The sequence below is a fragment of the Alkalihalobacillus sp. TS-13 genome (genome assembly GCF_019720915.1).
Taxonomy (GTDB): Bacteria; Bacillota; Bacilli; order Bacillales; family Fictibacillaceae; genus Pseudalkalibacillus.
This window is the reverse complement of the sequence record NZ_JAHKSI010000001.1, coordinates 2,641,954-2,659,905: the sequence shown is the minus strand read 5'-3', so window position 1 is coordinate 2,659,905 and position 17,952 is coordinate 2,641,954. Positions and strand designations below refer to the sequence as shown.

The following is a 17,952-nucleotide window of genomic DNA, read 5'->3' as shown; positions in this document are numbered from 1 at the left end:
TCCTGGCAATATTTTCTGGTTCAATCACCATTCATGACGTTGAAATACCGTGCTTCTGGATGTGCGAATACGATTGCGGACACGGACGCTTCTGGTTCCATCATATAGCCATCGGTCAATTCGATGCCGATCTCTTCTGGTTTGATGAGTTTGAACAACTTCTCTTGATCTTCCAATTCCGGACAGGCAGGATAGCCGAAGGAGAAGCGTTGTCCCTGGTAGCGGGCGGAAAAACGTTCTCTCATCGTAAAATCAACTGAATCCGGGAAGCCCCACTGATCGCGGATCTGCTGATGGATGAGTTCCGCGAATCCTTCTGCTGTTTCGAGTGCCAGGGCTTGGAGTGCGTGACTTTCCAGGTATCGTCCTTCTTCTTTCATCTGGGTGGCGAGCTGACGGATCCCTCTTCCTGCAGTAATCGAAAAAAAGCAAACATAGTCCATCAGTCCGCTGTCTTTCGTTTTTAAATAATCAGCCAGACATAAATGTGGTTCTTTGGGCTGTCTAGGAAACTCGAATTGTTCAATGACTCTCGTATGATCGTCCGGGTCATAAATCAAGACCTTCTCATCATCTGCCTGGGCAGGAAAGAATTGATAGACAGCAGCTGGTTGGATCAGGCCATCTACTTTTGCCTTGAGCAGGAGTTGATCGACAACCGCTTTGACATTGAGCGCTTTTCTATCCTTTTCTTCTAGCAATCTCGAAACCTTGCCTTTGACTCCAAGATGGTGTCCCAATAGCATTTGCCAGTTGATATAAGGTTCGATATGCGAGATTGAATGATTCTTCAATACATGACGTTTCGTATCCCTAGGAATGAAAACCTGCACATCCCGTGAGACCTTGGACCGGGCTTTGACAGCAACTCCGGAGCCCCCTCCAGAATCTGCTTGAAGAACTGATTCAGCGGTATTTCTTTTCTTCTCTTCGTGGGCACCGATAAGCTCTTCGAATCCGGCTGGTGTTTGGATTTGATTCGCCAGTGAGAGACCGGTCATTGCGTCTTTAGCATATAAAACAAGGCCGTTGTATCCGTTCGAAATTTTCGTATCGGTGAATTTCCTTGATAACGCAGCCCCGCCAACCATAATCGGTGTTGAAATGTCGGCTTGATGCATGTCGCTGGCTGTGATGACCATTTGCTGTGCGGATTTGACTAAGAGACCCGAAAGACCGATGATATCCGGCTTTTCCTTTCTTACTGCTTCGATCAAATCTGCAGGGGTTACTTTGATCCCTAAATCGACGACGTCAAACCCGTTGTTACTCAGGATGATGTCTACCAGGTTTTTACCGATATCGTGCACATCGCCCTTGACCGTCGCCAAAATGATCTTCCCTTTTGACGACCTGGTATCGTTCTTTTCCATATAGGGCTCCAAAAAGGCGACAGAGGCTTTCATCACTTCTGCGCTTTGAAGAACCTCGGCTACGATGAGTTGATTGTCGTTGAACAAACGGCCGACTTCCTTCATGCCATCCATCAACGGACCATTGATGATGTCTAAAGGCTTATCATATTTTTCAAGCGCTTTTTCAAGATCTGGGAGCAGACCTTCTTTCGTCCCTTCGACGACATAATACGCAATCCGTTCTTCGAGCGTCATTTTCGGAAGCAGAGATTTGACTTCTTTCTTTTTCCCTCTATAAAATTCAGTGAATTTGGCAAGCACGTCATCTGTTGTTCGGAAAATCAGATCTTCCGCCATCTGGATCTCTTCCTGCGGGATCGAGGCGAAACGTTCGAGCTTTTCGGTATTGACGATCGCATAATCCAATCCAGCCTGGGTGCAATGATAGAGATACACTGCATTCAATACTTCCCTGCCGACAGGAGGAAGACCGAATGAGACATTGCTTACCCCCAGGATCGTCAGGCATTCAGGGAACTGTTTCTTGATGAGGCGGATTCCCTCAACGGTTTCGTTAGCTGAACCAATATATTGTTCGTCCCCAGTACCGACTGGAAAAACTAACGGATCAAAGATGATGTCGGTAGGGGAAAGTCCATACTTGTTGACAAGAAGGTCATAAGAGCGTTTGGCGATCTCAAGCTTCCGTTCGACCGTCACACCCATGCCTTCCTCATCAATCGTGCCGACGACAACCGCACCTCCGTACTTATGAAGAAGGGGGACGATCGCTTCGAATCGCTCTTCACCATCTTCCAGGTTGATCGAATTGATGATGGATTTACCCTGGGAATACTTCAGTGCGGTTTCGATAACATCTTCGTCTGTGGAATCAATGACAAGAGGGACTTTGACCTTCTTGACGACTTCCTGGATAAAGGCTTCCATATCCGCCTGTTCATCGCTGTCCGGATCCGCGAGACAGATATCGATGACATGCGCGCCTCGTTTTACTTGAGCTCTGGCAACTTCTGCAGCCTCTTCAAACTTCTTTTCAGCAATCAACCTTTTGAATTTCCTTGAACCAATTACGTTCGTTCTTTCACCGACCATGATTGGACGCAGATCGGGACTATCATATAAAAACGGCTCGATTCCGGAGACCATGTGAAGTTCTTTTTCAGGAAGTTCACGCGGTTTGTAACCAGCAAGTTTCGTAGCGATCGCTTTGATATGATCCGGTGTCGTTCCACAGCATCCACCTACGATATTCAGCCATCCTTTTTCAGCAAATCCGGCAAGCTTCGTCGCTAGTGATTCGGGTGTTTCATGATATTGGCCTTCTTCATCAGGCAATCCGGCGTTCGGATAACAGCTGATTGCTGACGTCGAAAGATCCGCGAGAGCACGTACATGATCCTGCATGAATTCTGGTCCGGTGGCGCAGTTCAAGCCGACAGCGATCGGGTTCATATGTTTCAGCGAGATATAGAACGATTCGATCGTCTGGCCAGCAAGGGTCGTCCCCATCGGCTCGATCGTACCGGAAACGATCAATGGAACGGTTCGGCCTGTTTCCTCAAAAGCTTTCTGGATGCCTGAAAAACCAGCTTTTACGTTAAGCATATCCTGACTCGTCTCGAGAAGAAGCAGGTCAACATCTCCATCTAAAAGTCCTCTCGCTTGTTCAGCGTATGAATCCGTCAGTTCGTCAAAGGTCGTTCCACCTGTGACACTTAGCGTTTTCGTAGTCGGTCCAAGAGCTCCAGCTACGAACCTCGGCCGTTCTGGGGTTGACACTTTCCGGGCAGCCTTTTTGGCGATTTCGGCTCCTGTTTTATTAATTTCATAAGCTCTATGACCAAGTTCGTATTCATTCAACACGAGACTTGTGCCTCCGAAGGTATTTGTTTCGATGATATCTGCTCCGGCCTCGAGATAGGTCGTGTGGATGGATTCGATCACCTCTGGTGCAGTGATGTTCAAGTATTCATTGCATCCATCATAAAATTCCCCACCAAAATCGTCAGGGGTCAACTGGGCTTGTTGCAGCATCGTCCCCATCGCACCGTCCATGATCAGGATTCTTTTATTCAATTGTTGTTCAAATTGTTGATTAGACATTTTGTAGCCTCCTAGATGACTGGTTAAGATGATGGTTACGTGCGTAGCGGGCAAGCTCTACTGTCATTGAGTATCGCATGAACGGCGTGACAAGGTAAATACCGTTGAATAATCCGATTGCAGTATCGAGAAGGGATTTGGCGATTTCGACGCCCTCCTGACTAGCTCGTTTACGATCATCCTTATATCTCGCCATACGTTCTCGAACCTCCGATGATAGCTTGATACCAGGCACTTCATGGTGGAGGAAATCCGCATTCTTACTGCTTGTGAGCGGCATGATTCCAATATATATTGGAACATCCAAATGTTTGACAGCCTCATGGATTTCCAGCAGTTTTTCCTTAGAAAAGACGGGCTGGCTGATGAAATAATCTGCCCCGCACTCTATTTTCTTTTCCAATCGCTCGACAGCTTTATCGATGTAGCGGACATTCGGATTGAATGCTGCTCCGACAGAAAAGTTCGTTTTTTGACCAAGTTCTTTTCCAGATAACGAGATCCCCTGGTTGAACTGTTTAATGATTTTGATTAGCTCAAACGATGTTACATCATACACAGAAGATGCACCAGGAAAGTCGCCTACCTTCGTTGGATCCCCGGTAACCGCAAGGACATCTCGGATTCCAAGTGTGTGAAGCCCCATGATGTGGGATTGCAGACCGATCAAATTCCGATCCCGGCATGTGATGTGAATGAGGGGACGGAGACCGATCTGTTCTTTGACGATGGAACCGACGGCTGTGTTGCAGATCCGAGGTGATGCCAGGGAGTTATCAGCGAGAGTAATCGCATCGATTCCTGCATCTTTAAGCGCTTTGGCACCTTCCATATAGCGGGTGGTATCGAGTTTTCTGGGCGGATCCAATTCAACAATGATCGATTGTTCTTTTTTAATTTTTTCATGAAGGGGAGGAGGTCCTGGATCTACAGATTGAACAGCAGCCTGGGGCGTCTGCCGTTTTTTGACCTCTTTTTCTTTTATAGGCGGTAAAGATTCAAGTTCATTAGAGAACGCCTCTATATGGGCAGGCGTTGTACCGCAGCATCCGCCCAACAATCGAATCCCTTGTTCCCTGAAAGAACGGGCGCACTCTTTAAAATAGTCAGCATCACTCTCATAGTGGAGCTTTCCATCCACATACGACGGAAGACTTGCGTTTGGATAGGCGGACAAATATGCCTGCTTTGGGAGCGATACTTCTTCCAATGTCGAAAGCATGTGATAAGGACCGAGTCGGCAATTGATGCCGATGATATCTGCACCTTGTGATTCAAGCTTGGTAAACGCTTCTGTGATATGTGTACGATTTTGCAAATAACCGGTCTCTTCCAACGACACTTGTGCAATGATCGGAAGTGCCGTCTCTTTCCGGGCGATGGATAGGACTGTTTCCAACTCTTCTAAGTCGTAGAACGTTTCTAGTAAAATACCATCAAGGTCCTCTGAAAGGAGACAATACAATTGTTCACGGAACGTTCGCTTGATTTCATCCATGGTGATCGTGTGGGGCTTGATACCACGGATCCCTCCGATCGTACCGACCACATATGCGTGATTTCCAGCAGCTTTTTTGGCCAACCGGACTGCGGCTGTATTGATTTCCTTTACTTGATCCTGCAAACCATAACGTTCGAGTTTAATATAATTCGCCGCGTATGTATTGGTCTGGATGATATTTGCTCCGGCTTCGATATATGCCCGGTGGATATTGGAGATTTGGTCTGAATGCGATAAGTTCAATTCTTCAAAACACCAGTCAGATCCATACGAATGGAGGAGCGTCCCCATCGCGCCATCCCCAATCAAAATTTTATCTTGCTTCAAGTCATCTAAAATTCCCATTTGAATCCCTCGCTGACATAGTTGATATTTTCAAGTCCTGCAGATCCAGATAATTAGTAAGGCTGTTTTCTAGAAGTTTGTTGCTAATGGAATGTTGTTTAAGGGCTAAAACCAGACTCCAGCGGGAAAAGCAGCTAAGCGAGACCCCACAAGATCTTCGACTAAAAGCCACCACGTCCTTTGGTGAACGTCATAGCCAGCACATCCTGTGCAAGTGAACTGAGGAGGCTTGCAGATTGCCCGCGGAAAGCGAGTATATTTCAATAACAACAATCTATTCGAAAACAGACAAAAGAAAAAAGCCTTCTTATAAGAAGAAGACTTTAATATGCACGGTCGTTCTTCTTATCTTTACAAGTGAATCCCACTTGTTGGAATTAGCACCTTTTCAATGTTTACCGCATTGATGGTTGCTGAGGTGTCACCGGGCCATTCCCTCTACCTCTCTGGATAAGAAACAGAATTTTTAAATTTTATTAACTGTACAACAAATCGTTGTAGAGTTCAACCCTTTTTAAAGTTTTCTACAAAATTCACCCCCTTTCGGCTGGCGATCCGTAAGCCTCCTATTCATTACTGATGAAGCTTGCTTGGATCACTGCTTTGGAGAAGGAGTGTTTTTTTCGTTTAGCCATCTGCTTCTCTTGTCCGAATAAGAGGTGAATCGGGACAGGAAAGAGTGAAAAACATCTTTTGCTGTTCCAATAAAGGCTGTATTCAGTCAGGAACTCGATAACCTCCATGTACTTTCTGAATAAGGTCCACTTTCATACACCCTTAGCTATTTTTAATAAACTGGTGAGGTATCATATTGTCTATTAAAGACAGTACATTAAAAAAATTATTAAATTAATAATTTAGAAAATTTTCAAAAAACTCTTGAACTGAAAAGGCTTTCATGGTAATTTTTATATAAGATTATCGAAACGTTTCGACGATGAGGCAAATTTGAAATGAAAAAATTGGCGATTTTTTGGATTTGTACATCAAAAGCAACAGCATAAGACTAAGTCATTCGTTTGATAGGACACTAGCATTTTTACTAGGCGTTTGTTCTAGAGAACGTGTTCCGAAATCTCAATCGGACAGGGCATTTACATACTGCAAAGATCTTACATAAAGCCTGGTTTTTCTCTGGAATGAGACGAATAATAAGCAGTTATTTTTCCCTTTTTGAAAGTGTTTTTCAACATGATTATGAAAGGGTAAAAATATACGTTTTTATCGATACGTTTCAATGTATGTGTCAGTCAAGTTTATAGGCAAATTAACAGGCTGGAAGGGGGAATGATCGTTTTTACTATTTTCCAAGTTTGATAGCACCAGTTTAGTTATGAAAGGCTCTGTTGACGTAATATTGATTAGCTTACTCTTTTAGCGAAATTTGCGGCACACCTGGAGGAAAAGCGAGCCAGGCAAAGGTTCGCCCGAGGAGGGAGTGAAGGCCGCGGAAACGACAATATAGAATCACAGTGCCTTTTGAAAAAACACAAAGTGAGGGATTAGATTGAGGGTAAAACCGTTATTTCAATGTTTACTAGTCGTTTTGCTAATTCTTACTGCAGGTCTGGCAGGTTGTTCTAACAATCAAGGAGCAAGCTCAGAATCGAAAAATAAAGATTCAGAATCTGAAGAAAAGGCATCTGATTCAGGTGAAAAGATAACCATTACCTATGGAACATGGCAGGAAGATAAAGAGGTTGATCAGGTCATCAAAGCATTCGAAGAAACACATCCAAACATTGATGTAAAGAAGGATAAGTCTCTTGGATGGCCATGGAACGAAAAGCTCTCAGCAGCAGCTGCAGCAGGAAAACTTCCGGATGTTTTCTGGACATTCGGCGTACCGACCGCTATAACAAATGGGTGGTTGGAAGACTTAACCCCTTACTTAGAAAAAGATGAAGACTACAATCCTGAGAATACCTTTGAAAGTGTTCTCAAAACTGCAAATTATGATGGTCATCAATACGCAATGCCTCATTCAATGCATGCTATCGTAATGCTCCTTAATACAGACTTGTTTGAAAAAGAAAATGTTCCTGTACCTGACAGCAGCTGGACGCTAGATGATTTAAGGAAGGCATCCGTTCAGTTGACAGACTATAATAATCAACAATTCGGCTTTTTGAATCCTAGAGCATACCGTGAAGTACTGCCTGTTCAATTTGATAATTCACTAGAATGGGGTACATGGGATGGCGAACAATATAATTTCAGTTCAGCAGCTTATGTAGATTCACAGAATTATATCAATACGCTATGGAATGAGGATAAAGTCAGTCCATCCGTTTATACCCAAGAAGAAAGAGATAAGTGGTACGGAAAGGACAAGGACCCATGGACGCTTGGGAAAATCGGAATCCGCTATGATGGGACATGGGGACTGAAGGGCAATACAGATAACAACAAATTCAATTGGACAGTCCTCCCGGTTCCAGGCGTTGATGGCTACCGAGTACCATTGGTTGCCGATTATGTCGGTATCTCGAAGAATTCAAAGCATAAGGAAGCTTCCTATGAATTTTTAAAATGGCTGACTTTCTCTAAGGAAGGCTGGTTCGACCGTAAAGATGCAGGAGTCCCTGTAGCAAGAAGTATTCCACTCATCAATGATGAAGAAATCTGGGATGCGTACTTAAGCGACGAAGCCGTACCTGAAGAAATGAAAGAGATCATCCAACTGATCCCTGATGGCACCGTCGATCCTCTTAAAGCTCATCCTGGGTATACGGAAGCCCTCAATATCATTGGGAGTATGAATGAAAAGTTCGATAAAGGTGAAGCGAACCCTAGTGATGTGGGAGCAGAAATGGATCAAAAAGCCAATGCAACCTATGAAAAAGCTACAGAGGAATTGGATAAAGCAATAAAAGAATGATAGACCACGCAGAACATATGGATGGGGCCAAGTATCTCCCCATCCAATTCTATTTCACTCAGACCCCGCTTCGAAAAGGAGAAATCCTATGCGCAGAAAAACAATAACCATCCTGCTGATCGGATTGTTGATCTTATCTACTGGATCATTTCTGAATCAATCATCGCATGTCAGTTATGCGAACACGGACAAAAAATCAGATACCGGGGACTTATTAGACGATCTATTCGACAAAGACAAGAAGGATTCCGATAAGTCCAAGGATGATAACAAGAAAAAAGACAAGACAGAGAACTTTGAAACAAGAGTTATTGAAGCTGAATACAAAGATAAATTAATAGAATGGGACAAAAAAGACATTAAAGCTACCAAAGGGTTTGAGAAAGTCATTGAACCAGAAGAGTTTACTAGTCCCAATAAAGAAGTGGAACTCATCAGCCATGACGAATACGACGGAACTGTTTTCCGCTGGGAAGAAAAAACGAAGGAATTGCAATTATCCATCAACGTACCTAAGGAAGGTCTTTATGAAATTGAAGTAGATTACTTCGCCTTACCAGGTAAAATCATACCGATTGAACGCGGAATCAAAGTAAATGGTGATTTCCAATACTATGAATCAAGAAGAATTGTGCTTCCAAGGTTATGGAAGGACACCGTCAATAAATTTGAAGAAGATAAGCTCGGGAACCAGGTGTATCCGAAACAGGAAGAAATCCATACCTGGCAATCTCGGCCTTTCATGGATGCGAGTTACTTATTCGACCAGCCTCTAATGTTTCATCTTAAAAAAGGGGAAAACACGATTTCGCTGTTGAATATCCGTGAGCCGATGCTATTGGGTGACGTAACCGTCAAGTCTCCTGAAAAGCACCCTTCATATAAAGAGTACTTACAAAAACATGAGGACGGGAAACAAACAAAGGGTCTACTCGAAATTGAAGCTGAACATCCATACTCTAAATCTGATTCTTCCATAAGGGCTCTATCCAACGGTGAACCGAATGTGACACCAAACCGTGGCAGCAAGCTATCTCTCAATGCTTTTGGAGGAGACACGTGGAAAGCTGGAGGACAAGCTGTCACATGGAAGATAAAAGTCGATGAAACAGGGTTCTATCAGCTAGGGTTCAAGTACAATCAATATTTCAATGTGAATGTCCCTGTCTATCGGACAATTAAAATCGATGGCGAAATACCTTTCAACGAAATGCTGAAGTATCCATTCGAGTACACGACGGAATGGAAAAACGAAACCCTTTCAGATGCAAACGGCAGGCCGTATCAATTTTTCCTTGAGAAAGGGGAGCACGAGCTAACGCTTGTATCAAACCCATCCCCTTATCAACCAGTCATCAGCACGATAAAAGATGTAATGAAAGAAGTAAACGATCTATCACTGGAAATCCAGATGGCAACCGGAAAATCCAATGACCTCTATCGGGATTGGGACATCGAAGAACAGATTCCTGACATTGTCCCTCGACTGAATGAGCTTGCTGGAGAGCTAAGGGACAGATATGAATACCTAGAAAAATTGAGTGACAACAAACCCGATCAAGCGAGGAATCTGATTATCAGTGCAAAGCAAATGGAAGATATCGCAAATAAACCTGGTGAAATACCAGTACGCTTCAAAGAACTTTCCCAAAGCTCAGGGTCCGTGACACAGAAACTTGGAGACCTTCTTTTATTACTGCCTAACCAACCTTTACAGTTCGATAAGTTTTATGTCTATTCGGATAAGAATTTGCCTGGTGCGAAAGCGAATCTGTTGCAAAAAGCCGGTTCCATGGCTGTCAATTTCTTTTCCTCGTTTACAAAAGACTACAATCAAGTAAGTTCGAGTGATGAAGAATCAATCGAGATCTGGGTGAACAGACCTCGTCAATATGTAATGTTGATGCAGCAAATGGCCAATGAGGATTTCACTAAGGAAACCGGAATCAAGGTGAATTTAAGCTTGATGCCCTCTGAGGAAAAACTGATTCTTGCAAATGCTTCCGATGAATCACCTGACCTTGCACTCGGTGTGAACCAAAAGTTCCCATTTGAACTATCCGTACGTGGTGCACTGGCAGATCTGAGCCAGTTCCCGGATTATGACCAAGTGGCGAAACGTTTTTCACCTGGTGCGCTTCTCCCGTTCATGTACGATGATGGGACCTATGCGCTTCCGGAAACTCAGGAATTTTATGTCCTATTCTATAGGAAAGATATTCTGCAAGCACTCAACATGTCTGTTCCTGACACCTGGGATGATGTCCGGAAAATGCTTCCGAAACTGCAACGGTTCGGAATGAATTTCTATGTACCGATCGCTGGTTTGGGGGGGCTTAAAGAAGCTAAAGTAACGGTCCCTTATATCTACCAGAATGGTGGTGAGCTTTTTAATGAAGATGGCATGAGTACAGCAATTGGCAGTGATGCCGCTTTAAAAGGCTTTAAGCAGATGACGAGTCTGTTTACGATCTACAGTATGCCTCTTCAAGTACCGAATTTCTACAGTCACTTCCGTCAAGGTGACTTGCCGATCGGTATCGCTGATTTTGATAATTACGTCAAAATCACAGCGGCAGCACCTGAGCTTCAAGGCTGGTGGGGCATCGCTCCTTATCCTGGTGTGAAAAATGAAGATGGAGAGGTTGTACGCTGGGCACCTGGAACAGGGAAAGGCGTCATCATGTTCGACAGCAGTGATAAGAAAAAAGAAACGTGGGAGTTCATCAAATGGTGGACTTCAAAAGAGACCCAATCTGAATTCGGCAATTTGATTGAAACCATCTACGGCACAGAGTTTCGCTGGAACACATCAAATGTGGAGGCACTTAGCGAGCTGCCTTGGCCGGATGAAGATTTAGATGTGATCAAAGACCAATGGAAATGGTTGAGAGACATTCCGCATGTTCCTGGTGATTACATGCTTGAGCGTGAAATCAGCAATGCATGGAATAAGGTTGTCTTCGAAGGCGAAAATGAACGAAAAGCCGTGGAAGATGCAGTCATCACAACCAATAGAGAAATGCGAAAGAAACTGGAGGAATTCGGTTTCATTAAAGATGGAAAAGTTGTTGAAGAACTTGAAGTGCCATCGATAGAAAAAATCGAGTCAAAGGGGGAGGCCGGTGAAACCAGCTACGAATACAGAACAAAACATCAGCGTTAGAACTAAGACGTTCAGCCGGAAAGCGGTTTGGTTAGATGGACTCAAAAAGGAATTGAGCGCTCTTGGGTTCGTCGCTCCCTTCCTGATCGTATTTTCACTATTCATCGTCATACCTGTCATTGTTGCTGCTTATTTTGCGTTCACTTATTTCAATACCATCCAACCACCGACGTTCATCGGGCTTAAGAACTTCGTGAATTTGATCACTCAGGACAATGTATTCATGATGCATGTGCTTCCGAATACATTCCAATTTGCGTTGATTGTCGGTGTAGGTGGATATGTCCTGGCGTTCTTTTTGGCATGGTTGTTGGCTCAGATTCCGAAAAAGCCGAGAACAATCCTGACATTGGCGATCTATTCACCGTCAATGACTGCCGGTGTCGCCATGTCGGTCGTGTGGCTCATTTTGTTCAGTGGAGACAGGGCAGGATATTTGAACAGCATCCTGATCCAGATCGGTTTCATCAATGAACCGATCCAGTGGCTGCAATCTCCTGCGCACTTGATGACGATCATGATCCTCGTATCGCTTTGGAACAGCATGGGTGTAGGATTTCTGGCCATGCTTGCAGGAATTTTGAATGTAGATCGCGAGCTTTATGAAGCAGCCTATATTGATGGATTGAAAAACAGGTTCCAAGAAATTTGGTATATTACCATTCCATCAATGAAACCGCAAATGCTGTTCGGAGCGGTCATGGCAGTTGTACAGACCTTCCAGGCTGGAGATATCGCCGTCCAGCTATCGGGCTCGAATCCGACGCCTCAGTATTCGGGGCAACTGATCCTGACACATATTGCAGACCATGGGTTCATTCGTTTTGATATGGGTTATGCTTCCGCCATATCCCTTGTCCTTCTCATATTTGTGTATGCTGTTTCCCGGTTCTGCTGGCGTCTGTTCGGCGAAAGAGACGACTAAATCGGAATATATGGTCCTCTGACACTTCTGCGGGAAAAGCAAGTCAGCAAGAATAAACATTTTTTACAGTTAACGGACACCAGAGACGTTATCTGTGACAAAATCGGTGTTTCAGTATTTTTAACGGACACCAGAGGCGTTATCTGTGAACAAAGCAGCTGATTTCCTATGATATTTTCAAAATAAGGTCCCTGGTGTCCGCTAGTTTTATAAAATCAAGTGGTTTTGGAGAAATAAGGCCTCCTGTGTCCGTTAAAGGTTTAGTGCAACTTGTTTTCAGTAAGGACGAGTGAGAAGGCTTACGGAGCGTCCGCTGAATTTCTAATTAAATTAACCGAGGTAAATACATGCTTAGATAACATCACCAACGAAGAAAAGGGGAAAATTTCATGGCTTCTTTTCAAGGGTCCAAAATCGATCCAAGTAAATTAAGTTTCAGTCAGACGAAGTTTTTTGCATTTCTGATACCGCTTTCAATTTTTATGGCGTTGCCAATCATTTTCATATTTTCACAGGCACTGAAGCCGATCGATGAACTCTTTCTCTATCCACCAAGGTTTTTTGTCGAAAAGCCGACATTACAAAACTTTGGTGATCTATTCAAAGAGACAAGCGTCACCGTCATTCCAATGACTCGATACCTCTTCAACAGCATCATCATTTCAGCCGGAATCGTGTTTGCCAGTGTCTTCATCAGTGCAATGGCTGGCTTCGCCTTATCGAAATTGGATTTTAAACTGAAAAAAGTGATTTTCGAGGCGAATATCATCGCTTTGATGTTCGTTCCTGCTGCAGTTGCGATCCCTAGATATTTCATTATCGACAGGATCGGTCTGACAGATAACATGTTCGGACATATTTTACCGGTCCTGGCTATGCCAGTGGGGCTTTTCCTGATCAAACAATTCATCGACCAGATTCCGGATGCGTTGATTGAAGCGGCTCGAGTAGACGGAGCCAGCAATTTCTATATCTTCCGCAAAATCATCATTCCAATGGTTACACCAGCAATTGCTACTGTTGCCATACTTGCCTTCCAAATGGCATGGAACAATACAGAAACATCAGAGATTTACATGAATAATGAGAGCTTGAAAACATTCGCTTTCTATATGAGTACGTTAGCAGGAAATATGGGGAACGACAATCAGGTAGCCGGCCAAGGAATGGCGGCAGCCGCTGCTGCACTAATGTTCTTGCCGAACCTCATCATCTTCTTAATTATGCAAAGTAAAGTGATCGATACGATGGCTCATTCAGGATTGAAGTAAGAGAGGAGGTAAAAAATGGCGCGGCTAAAGATCATATTGCTTTTGACAGTTGCTGTTGTGCTTTTAGGTACATCGACGGCATCTGCAGAAGCACCTTTCATCACCTATACATTTGATAAAGATGGCTACCCGATATACACCCAGACTGCATACCAGCCGATCGGGACCATCGATGGATTCGACATTCAATCCAACGAATCGGATCCTCTCACCGGAGAGAGTGATCCTTTGTTTCAACCAGAGGATATCTTCATAGATAAAAACGACACGATTTATGTAGCGGATACGGGAAACTCAAGGGTTGTCGTTTTTGATTCGTTCGGAAATTTTCAGCGAATTGTCGGGGAAGATGTCCTGTCAAAACCTACAGGAGTTTTCGTTGATGATAAGGGCTTCATTTATGTAGCGGATTATCAAAAAAAGAAGGTTTTCAAATTCCAAAAAGATGGATCACTCGCTTTTGAATATGAAAAACCGGATTCAGTCATCTATGGAAAGAAGAGCCCCTTCAATCCAACTAAAGTCATCATAGATAAACAGAAGAATGTCTACATAGTCGGTGATGGATCCACACAAGGATTGATTCAGCTTGGTCCGGAAGGAGATTTCCTCGGTTATTACGGGGGGAATCGTACAAGTTTCGATTTAGTTCATCAGATGCAGAAAATGCTTTATACCGAGAAACAGTATAGTCAATTGATGAAGAAATACCCTCCATCAGCCACGAATGTCGCAGTTGATGATGAAGGGCTGATCTATACCAGTACAGCAGGTTTGAAAACAGAAACGATCAAGAAACTGAATGTAGCTGGTGAAAATCTTCTGCCAGATGTATCTGCATCAAATAACATCGCGGATATAACCGTTGATCAGAATAAGAATATTTTTGCTGTGGATTCAAAGTATGGATACATCTTCGAATATGATCCAGATGGAAATCTATTGTTCGTTTTTGGGGGACTGAACACTGGACACCAGAGACTTGGATTATTTAAAACACCTTCTGGAATTGCCGTTTCTTCCGACCGTAAATTGTTCATTTTAGATAAGAAACAAAGCAATATTCAAATCTTGAAGCCCACTGAATTCACCAGTTTGATCCATAACGCAATCGCCCTTAATTCAGACGGAAAGTATCTGGAAAGTGAACATTATTGGAATGAAGTACTGAAGCGGAACAGCATGTTTTCCCTTGCTCATAACGGAATCGGAAAGGCAGCCTTCAAGAAAGGGAATTATGAAAAAGCCCTTGAAGAATTCAGGCTTGCCGGGAACGATGAGAGCCTCTCAGAAGCTTATTGGGAAATCAGAAGGAACTGGTTGATGAAGTATGTTTCCTGGGTTTTGATCGGAATCGTTCTTCTGGCACTCTCGATTTTCCTGGTAAAGAGGCTGTACAGAAGAAATGGATATGGAAGCAAGGTGGTGGACCTGTGGATCAAGTTCAAAAATATCGAGATTGTCTCACACTTGTTGCATGTCTTCCGAATATTAAGGCATCCAGTTGACGGTTATTATGAGTTGAGAACGAACCAAAGAGCTTCTGTCTTCTCTGCCACGTTATTACTGTTGTTCCTTTTCATTGTGCATATCTTCACGATTTTTGAAACGAATGCATTATTCAGCGACGTTGATACGAATAGGGTCAACATAACGACAGAACTGTATAAAGTCTATCTCCCATTGTTTGCGTGGGTCATTTGCAACTACTTGATCAGTACCATCAACGATGGAATAGGCAAGTTCAAGAATGTTTATATTGGTACGGTCTATGCCTTGAGCCCTTATCTCATCTTTTCAATCCCTATCACGTTAATGTCAAAAGGGCTGACGAACATGGAAGTTGTCCTTTATGACTTCTCTAAAAAAGCGATCATCCTGTGGAGCGCCTTTCTCCTCTTCATGATGGTGAAAGAGATCCATTCTTATGAAATCGGGCAGACGATCAAAAACATGGTTCTCAGTGTCGCCGGCATGCTTGTATTAGGAATCATTTCGTTCATATTATTCGGTCTCTCCAATCAGGTGATTGATTTCATGTACTCTATCTTCCAAGAGGTGAAGCTTCGTGTCTAATAAAAAGAAAATGGTCATCATGCTCGGAAGCATCCTCCTGATGATTTTTATAACCTATCAAATTGGATACAGTGAAGAAAACAAGAAGCAGCCGGATAAGCAAGGGGAGGAAGTCACTCATAGTACCTTTCAATTCAAAGGGAACGATTTCACCCAGCCTGAAAAAGAAATGGAAATGGATCTTCCGGTCAAGGACATTCCAGAGGGCTACGAATTAGCCGCTGAGAATGAGAATCTCGAACTTTACGTTTCTCCACAAACCTTGAACATCATGCTTAAAAATAAACGTACAGGGTACGTGTGGAGCTCTGTGCCTGATGACTCAGCATTGGAAGATACCCAGTTGAATGACGAATGGGCGGCCACCGTAACGTCACCGGTGGTTGTCCAATATTTCAATAAAGATGAAATGCTCAAATCAGGAAGCTATGTATCTCTTAAAAGTGCGGTTGAACATCTCGAAAAGACGAAAGAAGGTTTCAGAGCTGATTTTAAATTGGAAGAACTGGAAGTGAACATGTCCATTGAAGTCGTTTTGGAAGAGGACTCATTGGTCGTTCGTATGCCTGATGAGGCTTTCAAAGAAAATGGAGAGCAAAAGATCGCTTCTGTCCAGCTGTTCCCTTTTCTGGGAGCAGTGAAAAAAGAAGAGATACCAGGCTATATGTTCATACCTGATGGAAGCGGAGCACTTATCCGCTATCAAGCCGATCATCCGCAATATGATTCTCCTTACATTGGGAAAATCTATGGAAAAGATGAGGCAGTCGAGACAGAAGGTGACTGGGAAGTAAAGCCCCAGTCTATATCGGTTCCGGTCTTTGGCATGGTACATGGCGTAAAGAAAAATGGATTCATCGGGATAATTGAAAAGGGTAAATTTAATTCAGAAATCGTCGCCTACCCAAGTGGCGTCAATACCGATTTCAACTGGCTTTCTCCTAGATTCATTGTCAGGTATCCATATTTCCAGCCTACGAGTAAGAGTATGGGTGGAATCAACACCTTTCAGAAAAAGAGGCTGCATGAAGATAAGGAAATCCGTTATGTTTTCTTATCAGAAAAGGATTCCGATTATGTAGGCATGGCGAAAACATATCGAGCTTATCTGGAGAAAAATGAGCAGATCAAAGTTCCTGAAAATAAGAATTCAGATGAGGATGTTCCTGTTAGAGTAGAGTTCCTTGGCGGCGAAATGGAACCTGGACTGATCGGGAAAAAGCTCGTCTCGATGACGACATTCGATCAAGCCAAAATGATCATCGATGACTTGATGAAATCCGGAGTCGATAAAATGACCGCTGTATACCGCGGGTGGAACAAGGGTGGCATGACTGGTGGAAATCCAGCGAAATTCCCCGTCGAGGATAAGTTAGGTGGTGGAGAAGGACTCGAAGAATTGAAGGAACACCTGGAGATGAAAGGAATCCCGCTCTATCTTTATACGAATTATACAAAGGCATATGGAGATCAGGATAACTATGATGTGCAAGTGGATGGTGTAAGACGGATCAGCAACCGAATCCTTGAATATTCGTTTTCTAACAATCTAGTAGATGAAAAGTTCTCTGACCTGAAAATCAATTATATGAACCCTGAGAAAGCTTTGGAAATCGCCAGTGAAGATATAAAGCATTTTGAAAAATTGGGAATTGAAGGGGTGTCCATTGAAGATACAGGGTCGATTCTATATTCAAACCATTATTCTAAAAGCAGACTTTCCAGGGAAGAATCGGCTTCGAAATATGCAGAATTGGCCAACACTTTATCAGGAAGTTTGGAAAGAGTGTCGTTCTACCAGCCGAATGACTATTTGTTCAAGTATAGTGATGAAATTTTAAGTATCCCTATGAGCTCATCACGGTTCGTCTATGAAACAGACTCTGTACCTTTCCTTCAAATCGTGATGCATGGGTTGATTGATTATTACACGACTTTTTCAAACTATCATGCCGATCCAAAAAAACAATTGTTAAGGATGATTGAATACGGTGCGTATCCATCCTTCTACCTGACCCATGAACCATCATGGAAGCTGCAAAACACACCGTCCAAGGATCTCTTCACATCTTCCTATGAAGATTGGAGCGAAGACGTTGTCAGTCAGTACAAGCTGGTTAATAAAGCATTGAAAAAGGTCCAGAGCGCTGCGATTGAAGATAGAAAGGTCATTGAGCTTGGTGTTGTAGAGGTCACTTATTCCAATCACGTGAAAATCATCGTCAACTACAACACGAAAGAGATGGAAGTCAATGATCACAAGATCGGAGCGCTTGATTTCAAACTAATCGAGGGAGGGGATTAAGCT

General features: G+C 43.4%; 9 protein-coding genes and 1 riboswitch. Of the genes, 6 read left to right on the top strand and 3 right to left on the bottom strand.

Translation table 11 applies throughout. The annotated features are described in order from the left end of the window. Positions 1-20: 20 nt before the first annotated feature. From metH to KOL94_RS12915, 3 genes are all read right to left on the bottom strand, one after another. A complete protein-coding gene (gene metH / locus KOL94_RS12925; protein ID WP_221566822.1) occupies positions 21-3,479 on the bottom strand; it encodes a methionine synthase in 3,459 nt (1,152 codons plus the stop codon). Further along, positions 3,472-5,325 carry a bifunctional homocysteine S-methyltransferase/methylenetetrahydrofolate reductase gene (locus tag KOL94_RS12920; RefSeq protein WP_221566821.1) on the bottom strand — a complete coding sequence of 618 codons (1,854 nt, stop codon included), beginning with the start codon at positions 5,323-5,325 and terminating at the stop codon, positions 3,472-3,474. Before KOL94_RS12920 ends, metH begins: the two co-directional genes overlap by 8 nt. A gap of 342 nt (positions 5,326-5,667) precedes the next feature. Next, positions 5,668-5,782, bottom strand: a riboswitch (SAM riboswitch). A 109-nt stretch (positions 5,783-5,891) separates the two neighbouring features. Beyond that, the gene (locus tag KOL94_RS12915) at positions 5,892-6,068 is read right to left on the bottom strand and encodes a hypothetical protein (protein ID WP_221566820.1); all 177 of its coding nucleotides are present in this window, start codon (positions 6,066-6,068) and stop codon (positions 5,892-5,894) included. A 764-nt stretch (positions 6,069-6,832) separates the two neighbouring features. Here KOL94_RS12915 and KOL94_RS12910 point away from each other — a divergent pair. The 6 genes from KOL94_RS12910 (at position 6,833) to KOL94_RS12885 (ending at position 17,949) form a co-directional block, all read left to right on the top strand. Then, positions 6,833-8,206 (top strand): ABC transporter substrate-binding protein, encoded by a 1,374-nt coding sequence (locus KOL94_RS12910; RefSeq protein ID WP_221566819.1) that lies wholly within the window; start codon positions 6,833-6,835, stop codon positions 8,204-8,206. Positions 8,207-8,294: 88 nt separating this feature from the next. After that, a complete protein-coding gene (locus KOL94_RS12905) occupies positions 8,295-11,372 on the top strand; it encodes an extracellular solute-binding protein (protein WP_221566818.1) in 3,078 nt (1,025 codons plus the stop codon). Between the two features lie 52 nt (positions 11,373-11,424). Beyond that, entirely contained in the window at positions 11,425-12,297 is an 873-nt protein-coding gene (locus tag KOL94_RS12900; RefSeq protein ID WP_260412443.1) for a carbohydrate ABC transporter permease, read from the top strand. A 389-nt stretch (positions 12,298-12,686) separates the two neighbouring features. Beyond that, positions 12,687-13,568, top strand: coding sequence for a carbohydrate ABC transporter permease (locus KOL94_RS12895; RefSeq protein WP_221566817.1), 882 nt, complete (start codon positions 12,687-12,689; stop codon positions 13,566-13,568). A 15-nt stretch (positions 13,569-13,583) separates the two neighbouring features. Next, on the top strand, positions 13,584-15,644 hold the full coding sequence (locus KOL94_RS12890) for a YIP1 family protein (RefSeq protein WP_221566816.1): 2,061 nt from the start codon (positions 13,584-13,586) through the stop codon (positions 15,642-15,644). Beyond that, positions 15,637-17,949, top strand: a complete 2,313-nt coding sequence (locus KOL94_RS12885; RefSeq protein ID WP_221566815.1) for a DUF5696 domain-containing protein — start codon at positions 15,637-15,639, stop codon at positions 17,947-17,949. The genes KOL94_RS12890 and KOL94_RS12885 overlap by 8 nt, the downstream gene beginning before the upstream one ends. Positions 17,950-17,952: the final 3 nt, after the last annotated feature.

Excerpts from the sequence above, each read along its gene's own strand:
- metH (WP_221566822.1), bottom strand. The coding sequence starts at position 3,479 with ATGTCTAATCAACAATTTGAACAACAATTGAATAAAAGAATCCTGATC.
- KOL94_RS12920 (WP_221566821.1), bottom strand. The coding sequence starts at position 5,325 with ATGGGAATTTTAGATGACTTGAAGCAAGATAAAATTTTGATTGGGGAT.
- KOL94_RS12915 (WP_221566820.1), bottom strand. The coding sequence starts at position 6,068 with ATGGAGGTTATCGAGTTCCTGACTGAATACAGCCTTTATTGGAACAGC.
- KOL94_RS12905 (WP_221566818.1), top strand. The coding sequence starts at position 8,295 with ATGCGCAGAAAAACAATAACCATCCTGCTGATCGGATTGTTGATCTTA.
- KOL94_RS12895 (WP_221566817.1), top strand. The coding sequence starts at position 12,687 with ATGGCTTCTTTTCAAGGGTCCAAAATCGATCCAAGTAAATTAAGTTTC.
- KOL94_RS12890 (WP_221566816.1), top strand. The coding sequence starts at position 13,584 with ATGGCGCGGCTAAAGATCATATTGCTTTTGACAGTTGCTGTTGTGCTT.